The organism is Bradyrhizobium jicamae (assembly GCF_018130215.1).
Taxonomy (GTDB): domain Bacteria; phylum Pseudomonadota; class Alphaproteobacteria; order Rhizobiales; family Xanthobacteraceae; genus Bradyrhizobium; species Bradyrhizobium jicamae_A.
In genome coordinates this window covers 1-14,669 of record NZ_JAFCKQ010000035.1, presented here as the reverse complement: position 1 = coordinate 14,669, position 14,669 = coordinate 1, and the positions used below count along the sequence as shown (strand labels likewise).

Annotated in this window: 12 protein-coding genes; 6 read left to right on the top strand and 6 right to left on the bottom strand. The window is 64.4% G+C overall.

Annotation, left to right across the window (positions count from 1 at the left end; all coding sequences use genetic code 11):
- Window positions 1-29 precede the first annotated feature (29 nt).
- Window positions 30-1,010: an AraC family transcriptional regulator gene (locus JQ586_RS28690; RefSeq protein ID WP_212397986.1), complete on the bottom strand. Its 981-nt coding sequence runs from the start codon at window positions 1,008-1,010 to the stop codon at window positions 30-32.
- 153 nt (window positions 1,011-1,163) lie between these two features.
- On the opposite strand from JQ586_RS28690, the gene JQ586_RS28685 reads away from it, so the two are divergent.
- Complete coding sequence (locus JQ586_RS28685) at window positions 1,164-1,745, top strand: VOC family protein (protein ID WP_212397984.1); 582 nt, start codon at window positions 1,164-1,166, stop codon at window positions 1,743-1,745.
- A 1,001-nt stretch (window positions 1,746-2,746) separates the two neighbouring features.
- On the opposite strand, the gene JQ586_RS40670 is transcribed toward JQ586_RS28685, so the two are convergent.
- Window positions 2,747-3,043, bottom strand: a complete 297-nt coding sequence (locus tag JQ586_RS40670; protein ID WP_249148270.1) for a hypothetical protein — start codon at window positions 3,041-3,043, stop codon at window positions 2,747-2,749.
- Window positions 3,044-3,734: 691 nt separating this feature from the next.
- Between JQ586_RS40670 and JQ586_RS28675 the strand changes: the two genes are divergently transcribed.
- Window positions 3,735-5,744: an SPFH domain-containing protein gene (locus JQ586_RS28675; RefSeq protein WP_212397981.1), complete on the top strand. Its 2,010-nt coding sequence runs from the start codon at window positions 3,735-3,737 to the stop codon at window positions 5,742-5,744.
- A 72-nt stretch (window positions 5,745-5,816) separates the two neighbouring features.
- On the opposite strand, the gene JQ586_RS28670 is transcribed toward JQ586_RS28675, so the two are convergent.
- A complete protein-coding gene (locus JQ586_RS28670) occupies window positions 5,817-7,424 on the bottom strand; it encodes an ABC transporter substrate-binding protein (RefSeq protein WP_212397980.1) in 1,608 nt (535 codons plus the stop codon).
- Window positions 7,425-7,801: 377 nt separating this feature from the next.
- Between JQ586_RS28670 and JQ586_RS28665 the strand changes: the two genes are divergently transcribed.
- Genes JQ586_RS28665 through JQ586_RS28655 form a run of 3 tightly spaced genes read left to right on the top strand, consistent with a single transcriptional unit; the run spans window position 7,802 to window position 11,416 of the window.
- The gene (locus JQ586_RS28665) at window positions 7,802-8,662 is read left to right on the top strand and encodes a xanthine dehydrogenase family protein subunit M (RefSeq protein WP_212398043.1); all 861 of its coding nucleotides are present in this window, start codon (window positions 7,802-7,804) and stop codon (window positions 8,660-8,662) included.
- Window positions 8,663-8,666: 4 nt separating this feature from the next.
- Window positions 8,667-9,161, top strand: a complete 495-nt coding sequence (locus JQ586_RS28660) for a (2Fe-2S)-binding protein (RefSeq protein ID WP_212397979.1) — start codon at window positions 8,667-8,669, stop codon at window positions 9,159-9,161.
- Complete coding sequence (locus JQ586_RS28655) at window positions 9,158-11,416, top strand: xanthine dehydrogenase family protein molybdopterin-binding subunit (protein WP_212397978.1); 2,259 nt, start codon at window positions 9,158-9,160, stop codon at window positions 11,414-11,416. The genes JQ586_RS28660 and JQ586_RS28655 overlap by 4 nt, the downstream gene beginning before the upstream one ends.
- Before the next feature lie 21 nt (window positions 11,417-11,437).
- Here the strand turns inward: JQ586_RS28655 and JQ586_RS28650 are convergent, their stop codons facing one another.
- The 3 genes from JQ586_RS28650 to JQ586_RS28640 form a co-directional block, all read right to left on the bottom strand.
- Window positions 11,438-12,382: an ornithine cyclodeaminase family protein gene (locus JQ586_RS28650; protein WP_212397977.1), complete on the bottom strand. Its 945-nt coding sequence runs from the start codon at window positions 12,380-12,382 to the stop codon at window positions 11,438-11,440.
- 165 nt (window positions 12,383-12,547) lie between these two features.
- The gene (locus JQ586_RS28645) at window positions 12,548-12,892 is read right to left on the bottom strand and encodes a hypothetical protein (protein ID WP_212398049.1); all 345 of its coding nucleotides are present in this window, start codon (window positions 12,890-12,892) and stop codon (window positions 12,548-12,550) included.
- Window positions 12,893-13,066: 174 nt separating this feature from the next.
- Window positions 13,067-13,639: an HdeD family acid-resistance protein gene (locus tag JQ586_RS28640; RefSeq protein ID WP_212398042.1), complete on the bottom strand. Its 573-nt coding sequence runs from the start codon at window positions 13,637-13,639 to the stop codon at window positions 13,067-13,069.
- A gap of 256 nt (window positions 13,640-13,895) precedes the next feature.
- Between JQ586_RS28640 and JQ586_RS28635 the strand changes: the two genes are divergently transcribed.
- The gene (locus JQ586_RS28635; RefSeq protein ID WP_212397976.1) at window positions 13,896-14,117 is read left to right on the top strand and encodes a dodecin; all 222 of its coding nucleotides are present in this window, start codon (window positions 13,896-13,898) and stop codon (window positions 14,115-14,117) included.
- Window positions 14,118-14,669 lie beyond the last annotated feature (552 nt).

Sequence of the window (14,669 nt, the reverse complement as noted above, 5' to 3'; positions counted from 1 at the left end):
CCCAATTCAGATATGGTCGAGGTGCAGAGTCATTCCGGAACCCGAGATGACTTGCCTCTTCGCCAGGAACCAGGCGGCACGCCAACATACTTTTTGAAGGCACGGTTGAATGCGGCCTCAGATTCGTATCCGACCTCCGCGCCAACCTGCGCAACGCTGACCCCGGGGGTCGTCAGATGCCGGATCGCAAGTTGCATGCGCCACCGACCGAGGTAGTGCATCGGTGAAACACCGACGTAGTGGGTGAAACGATCGGCGAGGACGGACCGCGAGAGGCCGACTTCGCGAGCAAGTTCAGCGAGCGTCCACGGTTTGCCCGGTCGACCGTGGATGAGCTGTAGCGCCTGCCCAACATGTCGGTGCTTGAGTCCGGACAGCCAGCCTTTCGAATCGTCCGGCAGATTGGCGATGTACTGGCGCACCACTTCGACAAACATCAGCTCGGCAAGCCGTGCCAGCAAGCTTTCGCTTCCGGCACTGCTGCGTCCGGCCTCTTCGGCGGCGAGCCGAAGCATGTTGGATAACCAGCTCTGCGCCGTTGCAGACATCTGGCTGAGGAGCATGGAAGGCAGCGCCTGCAGGAGCGGGTTAAAGGGGCGAGCATCGCAGCCGAAATAACCGCAAACAAGGTGGCAGTAGTCGCCGCTGTCATTATCCAGGCGGGTCACGATCGGCAGGGGCCGGTCCTTGGGCCGAGCGTAATCCTGGAGATCGGGAAGACCCCGCATGCCCGGTGCGGAGCTGAGGACGTTGGCGTCTCCCATCGGGTAGATGACGATGTCACCCGCCTTGAACCGCATGCTTGAGGTAGAGCTGTCGGCCAGTCCGGCCCAGCAGGAGCCCGACAGGATGGCGTGGAAGCTGATCACATGCTGTGCGTTCGGCATGACCATGGAGGCGATAGCAGCCGACGGCGGTGACTCACCCACCCAGGGTGCGTGCAGGTGTCGCTCGAAGAAGATGGCGCCGGTCAGGCGCACTGTTTCCAGCACATCCGAAAGAACGTCCATTGCCGCGCGCCCCGTTGTCTCGGACGATCGAGCAAGAAATCCAGACCGGGGAGCATACCAGCACACTTGCACGTACCGTACAAATAGCGGCGCTATCAGGCGCGCCAAAGCATCCGGCTGTGCTGGCTCGCATCAAGACAAGGAGGCGCTGCAATGGAATCAACGGAAGCGGTAGGTCACGAACCGGCTATTCCGGTCGGCGTGAATCACGTCGTACTCAATGTCCGCAACATGGATGAAAGCCATCAGTTCTGGACCGACGTCGTCGGGCTGCGGTTGGTGGGAGAATACCGACAGCGGCCTGGCCGGCCGCCGACCCCGAGAATGCGGTTCTACAACGGCAGCGGGACCGCCGGTGTCCATCATCATGACCTTGCGCTGGTCGAAAATCCCCACCTTCCGGCGCCGCCCGCAGAGTGGAAAATGTGGGATATGCCGATCGCGGTCAACCACATCGCGATTACGTTCCCGAGCCGAGAGGCATGGCTCAATCGACTCGCCTACCTTCAGGCCAGAGGCGTGAAATTCGACCGGCGGATCGATCATGGGATGACGCATAGCCTTTATCTTCATGATCCCAATGGGTATGGCGTCGAACTCGTCTACGATCTTCCGCGCGAAGTTTGGGAAAACGACATCGACGCCGCGCTGAACTTTGCCGAGCTTCGACCGAACGAGGGGGCCGAGGCTCTCATCGATCGTACGGACGTTCCGAGATTTGGTCGACCGAGCTAGCCCCGAATTCAGCCGACGGTTTCGATGTTAGCCAAGCTCGCGGAGTTCGCTGTTGGCAGAAACGACTGGGCGTGCTGGACAGGATTGAGCGTAACGCCGCAGGTGGAGGCAATACGCTGATGGATCAGCGGGCCCTCGGCGGGTATGACCGGTGCAGCGGCACCAAAAGTTCACCTCCCCCCATCGGGGAGAGGTGAACGGAGCCCGCGGCGAATCTATTCAACCCAAACTCATCCGGCTCTACTGCGGACGCTTGGATCGCCTGAGTTCGGCGACTTTGAACTTCCCGGCAATTTGCAGGCTGCTGCAAGTCCAGCGGGCTTTATTTTGGTACTCGCCCAGGAACACTTTGGTCTCGACGCAGTCCGTGTAGTTCTTGTAGGTGAGGTTGTCTCTGCAGGTTATCGAGAAGGGTCCAAGTCCAATCGACCCTCCAGCCGACTCGCTGCACCCAACCCAGGGCAGGCCGCCGTGCGGGAGGCTCGACTCACAGCCACCGTTGCAATTGCTCGCGACCTTCTGCAGCGCGGCGATCCTCTGCAATGGTGTACCTCTCCCACCCGTGGGCGCGTTGGGGTCGTCCTCCCACGTTTGACGGGCTGACAATCTGCGGTGAGACACCACCGTGTGCGCCACCCGCTCCGGTCGGCTTGGCCTTGCCACCTGCTTCGGCGCATCGACCGTGATGGAGGGGAGTGAACTGCCGGGGCCTGTTTCGATTTGCGAGACTGCCGGGCTGCTCAGCACGACAGTTGATACCATGGCGACGGAGACGAAAGCGAAGGCCGAGGGCGTGACAGAGCGTGACGACATTCTCATGACCAGATCCTTCCGAGGACGGGCACGCCGTCCCATTGCAGGTTACAATCTTCAGTCAATTGTCGAAATTTCTTGCGCTTGCCGCCGAGCCAAGTTCGACGACCTGCGTAGCTGCCGCGAAGAAGACGTATCAAAGCAAGACTTGAGAACACCGTTCCGATTCCACCGGAATCGAAAACGCGCTAGTGCGGATGCTTGGCTCGCTCGGCGACTTGTTGATATTTCCCGGACGCTTGCAGGCTGCTGCAAGTCCAGCGGGCTTTATTTTGGTACTCGCCCAGGAACACTTTGGTCTCGACGCAGTCCACGTAGCTCTTATAGGTGAGGTTGTCTCTGCACGTCGTCGAGAACGGGCCGAGTGCATCGTCCCCGGCCGAGAAGCTGCACCCGACCCAGGGCAGGTTGCCGTGCGGGAGGCTCGACTCGCAGCCACCGTTGCAATTGCTGGCGACCTTCTCCAGCGCGGCAATTCTGGCCAATGGTGGACCTGATCCACCCGTGGGCGTGTCAGCGTGGTCCGATGACGTTTGACGGGCTAACGATCTGCGGTGAGACACCACCGTGTGTGCCGTCCGCTCGGGCTTGCTCGGCCGTGCCACCGGCTTCGGCGCATCGACCGTGATATTGGGGAGCTGGGTGGGGCCTGTTGTGATTTGCGACGATGCCGGGCTGCACAGCAAGACGGTTGCCGAGACAGCGACTGACAAGAAAGCGACGGCTGAGGGCGCGACAGAGCTTGACGACAATCTCATGACCATGTCCTTCCAAGGACGGACGTGCCGTCCCACCGTATTTCGAGATACAACCTCCAATCAATTATCCGAAATTTCCAAACTTGGCCACCGAGGGTCAGGAAGATTCTACGGATGAACGCCATTGGCGGGGCCAGCGAGAACACCGACTGCTTTTTTGAGAGGCGTGGAGGCGCCGCTTTTGTAAGCACGCGCCCCATTCTGCGAAAGACGCGCGGGTGCCGCAGCGGCCCGATCGCGCCGATCAGCGTCGCGGGATTCGTCGGGCGGTTCATCTCGACTGCAAAAAAAGATTGGCGCGGCAAACCGTGTCCACCCGCTTGCGCGGACAGGGCCGCGCACCACATTTCCGCACCGCAATTCTTGGGTGCAGGTTTGGGCTCCCAGACCGCCCAGTTGCGAATTGTGGAGATGGACTATGGACTTGCTCGATTTTCTTAATGGCTCCGGTTATGGACAGCCGGCCATTTGGATCGCAGCTCTGGTCGCGATCGTGATCCTGCTGCGGGTTTCAAACGTATTTCGCTACATTCCGAACAACCAGGTCGGCATCGTCGAGAAACTGTGGGCGCTGAAAGGCTCGATCGATGGCGGCTTCATCGCGCTGAACGGCGAGGCCGGCTATGAGCCCGAAGTGCTGCGCGGCGGCCTGCACGTATTGTTTCCGTTCATGTACCGGATCCACCGCTCGGATCTCGTCACCGTCGGCCAGGGCAAGATCGCCTATGTGTTCGCGCGCGACGGTGCGGTGCTCGAGCCTTCGCAGGTGCTCGGTGCCAACGACACCGAGGACAAGTCGGACTTCCAGGACGCGCGGCGTTTCCTGCTCGGCGGCGGCCAGAAGGGCCCGCAGCGCAAGATCCTGCGCGAGGGCACCTATGCGATCAACACGACGCAGTTCGCCGTGATCACCGACGATCGGGTCTACGGTCATGCATTGAGCGCACAGGAGCGAACCGTGCTCGCAGGCATGCAGCTCACGATCTCCGAACGCTGGGGCTTCGCACCTGTCGTGCTGGCGGCCGACCATGATCTGGTCGGCATCGTCACCGTGCATGACGGCCCGTCGCTGCCTCCGGGCGAGATCATCGCGCCAGAGGTCGGCACCGACCTGCGCGACGCGACGACGTTCCACAACAACTTCCAGGAACCGGAGAAATTCCTGACCGGCGGCGGCTATCGCGGCCGGCAGCTCCAGATCATCGTCGAAGGCACCTGGTACATCAACCGCCTGTTCGCGACCGTCGAGGCGGTGCCGAAGACGGTGATCCCGGTCGGCAATGTCGGTGTCGTCATCTTCTACACCGGCCCGCGCACCGATGACGTGTCGGGCGAGCAGTATCGCCACGGCGAGCTCGTGCTCAACGGCAGCCGCGGCGTCTGGAAGGACCCGCTTCTGCCCGGCAAGTACGCCTTCAACACCTATGCCGGCAAGATCGAGATCATCCCGACCGTCAACTTCATCCTGAAATGGGTGCGGGGCGAGGTCGGCGCGATGAAGCTCGACGAGAACCTGTCGGAAATCTCGCTGATCACCAAGGACGCGTTCGAGCCGACGCTGCCGCTCTCGGTGGTGATGCATATCGACTACAAGAAGGCGCCGATGATCATCCAGCGCTTCGGCGACGTGAAGAAGCTGGTCGAGCAGACGCTCGACCCGATGGTCAGCGCGTTTTTCAAGAACATCGCGCAGAAGATGACGCTGATCGAGCTGTTGCAGAACCGCGCGTCGGTCCAGGCCGAGGCGGCGGGCGAGATGAAGGCCAAGTTCGAGAGCTATTCGCTCGACCTCCAGGAGGTCCTGATCGGCACGCCGCGGGCGGCCGCAGGTGACCATACCATCGAGAACATCCTGATCCAGCTCCGCTCGCGCCAGATCGCGCGCGAGCAGATCGAGACCTATCAGGAGCAGGAGAAGGCCGCGGTGCAGGAGCGCGCGCTCAACGAGGCCAAGGCGACGGCAGCGGCGCAGACCGCGCTCACGCAATCGCTGATCCAGGTCAAGGTCAACGAGAACGAGGGCTCGGCGGCGCTGGCGCGTGCCCAGAAGGACGCCGAGACCCGCAAGGTCACGGCGGCTGCGGTCGGCGAGCAGTCGCGGCTCGAAGGCCAGGGCGAAGCCGACCGGGTGCTCGCGGTCGGTGCCGCCAATGCGCAGGCCACCAAACTGTCGGTCGACGCTTATGGCGGCCCGGAGTTCAGGCTCGCCGAGCAGAACTTCGCGAAATTCGCCGATGCGCTGACGCGGATCAACCAGCCCCTGGTGCCGCAATTCCTGATGTCCGGTGCGCAAGGGCAGGAGGGCTCCGGCGCGGGCCTGATTCCGACCGCGATGCTGAGCTCGATGTTCGGGCAGATGATGCCCGGCGCGCTCGAGAAGCTGAAGGAAGAGGCACCCAAGGCGGCGCGCCGGACCAACGGCCAGTGACGAACTGCGGATGGGGTGAGAGCAAATCGGCGGCGCGAGCAATCGCGCCGCCGATCTCCTGTCGGACCTCGCCTATTCGGTCTTGTCGACGTTCCAGAACACCGGCGGCGCGGGTCCCTCCAGCACGCCGGTCAGCGATTTGCGCCAGGCGCTCGGCGAGCGGAACTGGCCGAGCGGAATGAAGATCACCTGCTCGTAGGCTTCCTTCTGGATGTCGATCGCGAGCTTCTTCTGCTCCTCGGGCGATGTCGAGCGCGCGAACGCGTCGCGCATGGCCTCGAGCTTTTCGTCCTCCGGCCAGCCGAACCAGGCCCGTTTGCCGTTGGCGACGATCTGGTTGTTGGCGATCGGATTCATCACTTCGGTCGCGCCCGTGAAGGTGAAGAACATGTTCCAGCCGCCTTCCTTGGTCGGCTTCTGGCTGGCGCGGCGGCTGACCAGGGTTTGCCAGTCGGTCGTCTGCGCATCGACGTTGAAGCCCGCCTCGCGCAGCCGCTGCGCCACGACCACCGGCGGCGATTTCAGCAGCGCATTGTCGGCGGGAATCATGATCACGACAGGCGTGCCGTCATAGCCCGATTCAGCGAGCGCCTTCTTGGCCTCGGCCAGGCCGTTGCCCTTGATCAGCGTCTCCGCGCCGACGTCGCTGGCGAGCGGCGTGTCGCAGGCGAAGGCCGCGCCGCAGATCTCGTAATATTTGGGGTTGCCGACGGTGGCGTCGAGCACGTCCTTCTGGTTCAGCGCCAGGAACGCGGCACGGCGGACTTTAGGGTTGTCGAACGGCGGCTGCACGAAATTCATCCTGCCCTCGATCTGGAAGCCGAACTTGTTCAGCACGGCAACCGTCAGGTCGGGATTGCTCTCGAGCACCGGCAGCAGGTCAATCGGCGGCAGCTCCAGGAAATCGATATCGCCGGACTGCAGCGCGTTGATCGCGGTCTGTGCATCGGGCATCGTGATCCATTCGACGCGATCGACCTTCGCGACCTTGCCGCCCGAGGTCCATTCCGGCTTCTCGGTGCGCGGCACGTAATCGGCATTCTTCTCATAGACGGTCTTGACGCCGGGCTGGAATTCGCTGGCAACGAACTTGAACGGGCCAGAGCCGATCTGCTCGGTGATCTGCTTGCCCGGCGGCGTCTCGGCGAGCCGCTTCGGCATCATGAACGCCACATAGGAGGAGGGCTTGGCGATGGACTCCAGCACGAGGCCATACGGCTCCTTCAGCTTCAGCACGATCGTCTTCGGTCCGGAGGCCTCCAGGGTCGCGGTGAACTCGGCGAGCTTCTGCGCCATGCCGTCGACCGCGCTCCAGCGTTTCAGCGAGGCGACGCAGTCCTCCGCGGTGACGGGCGCGCCGTCGTGCCATTTCAACCCGTCGCGCAGCGTGAAGGTGTAGGTCAGCTTGTCGTCGGAGATGGTCCAGTCCGCCATCTGCGGGTGGACCTTGAAGCTGGAATCGATGCCGAGAAGCGTGTCGTAGACCATGTAGCCGTGATCGCGGGTGATGTAGGCCGTCGTGATGCCGGGATCGATGATGCGCAGGTCCGAATGCATCACCGCGGTGATGGTCTTGCGGCCGGCCGCGGCGGCCCGCGACGAGAATGTCGCCGGGAAGGCGATCGCCGGCGGCGCGGCGGCCGCAAGCTTGAGGAGGGTCCGGCGCGAAACGTGGGGCATGCACTGTCTCCCGATGTGGCGCAGGCTGGATCGGTGGTGGCGATCGATCCGTGTGTCGTTCCATCAGGCACACGCGCTGCAGCGATCGACATGTTTCCCCAATCCGGCGTCCCAGGCAAGCGAGGGCGGTGGCCACCGGGGCTGGGCTCCCGATTTTCACGATGTGAAAGATCGGTGACCGCGCTGCGTTCCCGTCGCGGGGCCCGCACAAGCCCGCATCCTGCATGGGAGCCTGCGCTTTCCACCGCACCTCGGAGGCTGTTCCAGCAGCGCTCCGCCGTGTAGGCTCCGACTCCTGCCGACTACGCCAAAAGGCGTATCACCGTCACAAGGGAACGGGGCAGGCGAGGGAGAATCAAAGAACAACCATGACCGATATCCGATACGTGGCACCGCGCACGCTTGATGAAGCGATTGGCGCATTTGCTGCCGCCGGGAGTGCAGCCCGCATCATGGCAGGCGGCACCGATTTATTGGTGCAAATGCGCTCCGGCCTGGTGCGGCCGGGATTGATCGTCGACATCAAGAAGATCGGCGAGATGACCGAGATCGCGGAGACCGCCGATGGCGGCTTCCGCATTGGCGCTGCCGTCTCCGGCATGGCGCTATTGGAGCATCCGCGCTTCGGCAAGGCGTGGCCCGGCGTGCTCGAGGCGGTCAATTTGATCGGCTCCAAGCAGGTGCAGGGCCGGGCATCCGCCGGCGGCAATCTCTGCAACGGCTCGCCCGCCGGCGACAGCGTGCCGGCGATGATCGCGGCCGGCGCCGTGGTCACGGTTCAGGGCCCGAACGGCCGCCGCGAGATCAAGGTCGAGGACGTGCCGGCCGGACCCGGCCGCACCAACCTCGAGCCGGGCGAGATCCTCGTCAGCTTCGCGTTGCCGCCCAGGCCTGCGGGATCCGGGGATGCCTATTTGCGGATGATCCCGCGCACCGAGATGGACATCGCCGTCGTCGGCCTCGGCGTCAGCCTGACGCTCGACGGCGGTACCTGCACCGCGGCCCGCGTCGGCCTCGGCGCGGTGGCGCCGACCGCGCTGCTGGTCGAGCCGGCGGGGAAAGCCTTGATAGGTTCGAAGCTCGATGATGACGCGCTCGAGGCCGCAGCCGCCGCGTGCCGCGCCGCCTGCCGTCCGATCGACGACAAGCGCGGCACCATCGCCTATCGCACCAAGACTGCAGGCGTGCTGCTGAAGCGCACCGCTGCGATCGCAGCCCGGCGCGCCGGAGGAAATTGAAACCATGGCGAAACTGCACGTCTCCACCATTGTCAACGGCGAGCCGATGGAGTTCCTCTGCGAACCCTACGAGACCATGCTCGACGCCCTGCGCGGCCAGCTCGGCCTCACCGGCTCCAAGGAGGGATGTTCCTCGGGCGATTGCGGCGCCTGCTCGATCACGGTCGACGGCCGCCTGGTCTGCTCCTGCCTGATGCTCGCGGTCGAGGCCGAAGGCCATGAGATCAGGACCATCGAGGGCATGGCCAAGGGCGGCCGGCTGCACCCGTTGCAGCAGAAGTTCCTCGAGCACGCCGCGCTTCAATGCGGCATCTGCACCTCGGGGATGCTGGTCGCCTCCGAGGCGCTGCTGGCGCGCAATTCAAATCCGACCGAAGAGGAAGTCCGCTTCTGGCTCGCCGGCAATCTCTGCCGGTGCACCGGATACGACAAGATCGTCCGCGCGGTGATGGAAACCGCCGCCGAGATGAGGCAAGTAATCCTGGAGGCACGGCCATGAACGTCGTCGACAACAAATGGATCGGCCAGCGCACCATCAGGCCCGACGGCGTCGACAAGGTGACGGGCCGCGCGGCCTTCGCCGCCGATACCACGATGCCCGGCATGATCTGGGGCAAGGTGCTGCGCAGCCCGCATCCGCATGCCCGCATCAGATCGATCAACACCGCGAAGGCCGAGGCGCTGCCCGGCGTCAAGGCGGTGGTCACCTCGCGCGACGTGGTCGATTTCACGATCGAGAAGGGCGCGGTCATGCTCGGCATCCAGGACATGCGCTGGATGTGCCGCAACGTGATGGCGCGCGACAAGGCGCTGTTCCCCGGTCACCCCGTTGCGGCGGTCGCCGCGACCACGGAGGCGATCGCGGCCGAGGCCTGCAGGCTGATCGAGGTCGATTATGAGGTGCTGCCCTGGGCGATCGAGATCGACGATGCGCTGAAGGACGGCGCGCCGATCCTGCACGAGTGGCACAAGGTCGACGGCAAGCCCTCGAACATCATGGCCAGGATCGAATCCAAGAAGGGCGATATCGCCCAGGGCTTCAAGGACGCCGAGATCGTGATCGAGCGCTCGTTCACGACGCGCCCGGTGCATCAGGGCTATATCGAGCCGCATGCCTGCCTGATCTCGGTTGCCGCCGACGGAAAGACCACGATCTGGTCGTCGAGCCAGGGCCAGTTCATGGTGCGTGCGATGACCTCGATGCTGACGGGCATCCCGCAGAGCGACATCCGCGCCATCCCCGCCGAGATCGGCGGCGGCTTCGGCGGCAAGACCATCGTCTATCTCGAGCCGCTCGCGACCCTGCTCGCCAGGAAGTCCGGCCGCCCGGTGAAGATGGTGATGACGCGCGAGGAGGTGATGCGCGCGACGGGGCCGACCTCGGGCTCGAAGAGCACGGTGAGGATCGGGGCGAAGAAGGACGGCACCATCGTTGCCGCCCACGGCGCGTTCTATCTGCAGGCCGGCGCCTTCCCGGGCTCGCCGATCCGCGGCGCCGTCGGCTGCAGCTTCGCGCCCTACGACATCCCGCATGTGCTGTCGGAAGGTTTCGACGTCTGCTGCAACCGTTCCAAGGTCGCGGCCTATCGCGCGCCCGGCGCGCCGATCGGCGCCTATGCCGTGGAGTGCGTGCTCGACGAACTGGCGGAGCGGCTCAAGATGGATCCGCTGGAGCTGCGGTTGAAGAATGCCGCCAGGCAGGGCACCAAGGCCGCGCACGGCCCGGTGTTCCCGCGCATCGGTTATATCGAGACGCTGGAGGTTGCGAAGAACCATCCGCATTATTCGGCGCCGCTCGGCAAGCTGCAGGGCCGCGGCGTCGCGTCCGGCTTCTGGTTCAACGCCGGCGGCGAATCCTCGGCGCAAGTCAACATCACCGAGGACGGCAACGTCGTCGTCACCACGGGACACCCAGACATCGGCGGCTCGCGCGCGGGCATCGCCAACATCTGCGCCGAGTTGCTGGGCATCGACTACAATCGCGTCTCCGTCATCATCGGCGACACCCAGACGGTCGGCTTCTCCAATCTCACCGGCGGCAGCCGCGTGCTGTTCGCCTCCTCGATGGTGGTGACGCAGGCCGCCGACAAGGTGATCGCGACCCTGCGCGAGCGCGCGGCGAAGGTCTGGGAGATCGATCCCGAAGCCGTGAAGTGGGAGAACGGCGCCGCGCATCCGGTGAGCCCGAATGCCGGCGAGTTCAAGCCGCTGACGCTCGCCGATCTCGCCGAGAAGGCACCCTCGCAGGGCGGCCCCATCGGCGCCAGCGTGCAGCTCAACACGCAGGGCGCGGAAGGCGGCTTCGGCACTCATATCTGCGACGTCGAGGTCGATGTCGAACTCGGCATCGTCAGGGTGATCCGCTATACCGCTGTGCAGGATGTCGGCCGCGCCGTGCATCCGAGCTATGTCGAGGGCCAGCTCCAGGGCGGCGTCGCGCAGGGCATCGGCTGGGCGCTGAACGAGGAATACATCTACAACAAGGACGGCAAGGTCGATAATCCCGGTTTCCTCGACTACCGCATGCCGGTTTGCTCCGACCTGCCGATGATCGACTGCGCGCTGGTCGAGGTGCCGAACCCGAAGCATCCGCAAGGCGTCAAGGGCGTCGGCGAGGTGCCGCTGGTGCCTGTCATGGCCGCGGTCGCCAACGCCGTCCACAACGCGCTCGGCCACAGGTTCTACAGCCTGCCGATGTCGCCGCCGAAAGTCTCGGCGGAGCTGGATGCGCCGGTGCAGCAGGCGGCGGAGTAGGGCATACGGTAGCCGGGGCGCTCAGCGCAGCTCTTTCCCCAGTTGCGCAAACACCGTCTCGCAGGTCATCAGGTCGAGATGCCCGCCGCCGGCATTCTTGAAGAAGGTGATGTCGTCGGCCGACAGCCGGCCGGCGACCTTGCCGCCGGCGAGGTCGTAATGATCGCCGAGCACGTCGCTCTCGCTGATCGCACCGCTCTTGATCGGCGCCAGGATGTCGCCGACACCGTCGAACGCGGATTCGCGGCGGTCGACGAACACGCGCGAGCGTCGCGCCGCCTCGTCGTCCGCCTCGCGGGTATCAGGCGTGAAGCCGCCGACCAGGTCGAGATGGGTGCCGGGCCGCAAATTCGCGCCCTTGACCAGCGGCTCGCGCGAGCGGGTGCAGGTGGTGATGATGTCGGCCGCGCGGGTTGCGGCGTCGAGATCGGTGACGGCCTCGGCGAAGATTCCTTCCTTCTCCAGGGACGTGGCGAGTTCCTCCGCCCGATCCATGGTGCGATTCCAGATCCGCACCCGCCGCAGCGACGGCCGCACCGTGCGGTGCCCGCGCACCAGCCATTCCGCCATCTCGCCGGCGCCGACCACCAGGAGCGTCTCCGCATCCGGCCGTGCAAGGTGCTTGGCGCCGAGCGCGGAGTCCGCCGCCGTCTTCCAGTGGGTGATCTCGGAGGCGTCCATCACCGCGAGCGGCTGACCGTTGCTGCCGTCGAACAGCACGCAGACCGCCTGCACGGCGGGCAGCTTGCCCTGCGCGAGATTGGCCGGAAAGCTGGTGTACAGCTTGGTCATCATGAAACGGCCGGCGTCCACCGCGCTGCGCGTCACCAGCTGCTGGCCCTTGTCGTCGCCGAGATAGCTGTCGTGCACCGCGATCTTCGGCCGCCGGTGCGCGGCCTCGATCGCCTCGATCAGGATCGGAAAGGTCAGGACGCGGTTGACCTCGCTGTCGTCGACAATATGCACGCTGGTCTCTCCGAAGGCGCGTATGACCCGATGGGCCTCCATGCGCAAAAATCGTCGGAGATGGATAGCGCGCGGGGAAGGGTAGTCAACCGGCAAGCCGTCATGTGTCGCCCGATGCGTGCGGCACAATCGCCGCACGTTTGCGGGCCAGGCGATCGCCGGGGGTCAGCGGCCGCCACCACCTCCGCCGCCACCACCTCCGCCTCCGCCACCGCCGCCGGCACTGAGCATGCTCTGATTGTAGCGCGGATCGGATTGCTGCATGTAGGCCGGCGAGATGTCGCGGCCTCGCGGACGACCCAGATCCGCCGTCGGGGTGGGCTGGCCGCATCCGTCCCGGTAGAGGAAGAACGTGCAGGGCGGAGCGACGCGCGGCTGAAACGCGTAGGCGGCCGTGTTCGTCAGTGCCGTGGTGGCGACCGACGTGACCAGGATTGCGGTTGCGGCCAACGTGGTCGTGGTCGCGGCAGCGAGGATGGCTGCTGAAGATAACCGTGATCGTATCGACATGGGAATTTCCATCCTTCGGCTCGGCGAAACCGGAATGGCCCGCTCGCCAGATTGGACGGAGCCTGATGGAATCGCGTTCGACGTGACGGCCGCGATTTGGCGGCGCGCACACGACAACGTGATGCGCGGCGGCCCGCCTGCCGGGCCGCGCGGCAAACCGCTGCTCGTGTCGATTCAGGTCCGGCGCTTCAGCGCCATCCCCATGGTGATCCAGCTCACGCCGGCGCAGATCAGGTCGACGCTGAGGAAGATGCCGAGCACGTAGAGGCTCGAGACCGGCCAGTGGGCCAGGATCATGGCGCCGAGCAGCAGCGTGATCGCGCCGGAGATCGCGACGAATCCCCAGGGCGACGCCGAGTTCATGCCGAAGGCGAGGAAAATGCGCACGATGCCCGAGACAACGAGTGCGACGCCAAGGAACAGCGTCAGCGTTGCCGCGGCGAGCAGCGGATTCTCGAAGGTGATGAAGCCGGCGACGACATAGAGCGCGCCGAGCAGCAGCCAGAACAGGAATTTGCCCCACGACTTGAACTGGAATGCGTTGATGATCTCGGCGGCGCCGGCGACGATCATCATGGCGCCGACGAACAGCACGCTGACGACGGTCGCAAACAACACGCTGCCGAAGGCGAGCACGCCCGCGATCAGATAGATCACGCCGAGCGCGACGATCCAGCCCCACTTTGCGCGAAGATGGGCAACCCCGGATCCGAGGCTGTGGGGTGGGGTGGCGGGTGAGCTTGACATGGTCGACATGGTATCGCTCCCGGATGTTTTGGCCTGAAGCATGCTAGCATAGGCGGGTGCGCGGACAAGGCGGGTGTATAGCGGACAAAAATGGGTGCGCGGCGGCACGAGTGGCGCGATGATACGTTGATTCAATTCGTCGCGCGTGTTGCTGCGCAGCATCGCCGTTCGACACGCCAGGTTCGCGTCAAGGGATAGCCTGTCCGGATAGCGAAGGACAAATCGTCGTCACGTCCATCCACCCAAGGAGGTCGATATGCCTGCCACTCACGACAAGGATCACGTCTACAAGATTCTGGAACTGGTCGGATCATCGGACAAGAGCGTCGAAGCCGCGATCGAGAATGCCGTCAGCCGTGCGTCGAAGACGATTCGGGAAATGAAATGGTTCGAAGTCGTGCAGACGCGAGGCCATATCGAAGAGGGCAAGGTGCGCCACTATCAGGTAACGTTGCGGGTGGGGTTCACGCTGGAATAGGGCGCTTCGCGCTTATCTCTCACTCTCCGTCATTCGTGAGGTGACCGAGTTCGTCGGGCTCCCTCTCCCCTTGCAGGAGGGGGTGGGGAGAGGGTTGGCCGCGGCGTCATGCTTGATGAGTGCGTCGCTGCGCAATCTTTGAAGGCTCGTCGTCGCGACGCATGCGGAGAGTATGCATCGTGTGGTACCCCTCTCCCCAACCCTCCCCCGCAAGGACCCACAAGGGGGAGGGAGCCCATCCGCCGGTGCTTCCCTCACACCCCCAATCATTGATTTGCCCGACGGCGCAAGCCCGCTGAGTAAAAATATTTCGGTTTATCGTAATGACAAATCAGTGTATAGAATTTCCCGTCTCACCCGCTCGAGGGGCGCTCGCGATCGTCACGAACGTTGTGGTGGGATGCGGTGGACGCTGCGTGTGTAACTGACGAGAGCGCATGCAGCGGACGGCGAAATCGTGCAGACCTGACGCCCTGGTGGCAGGTGTCCTCTCAGCAAGAGACCAAGGTCTCTTGCTGACGGCGGTGACAAAAAAGCCCAGTCTCGCCGGGG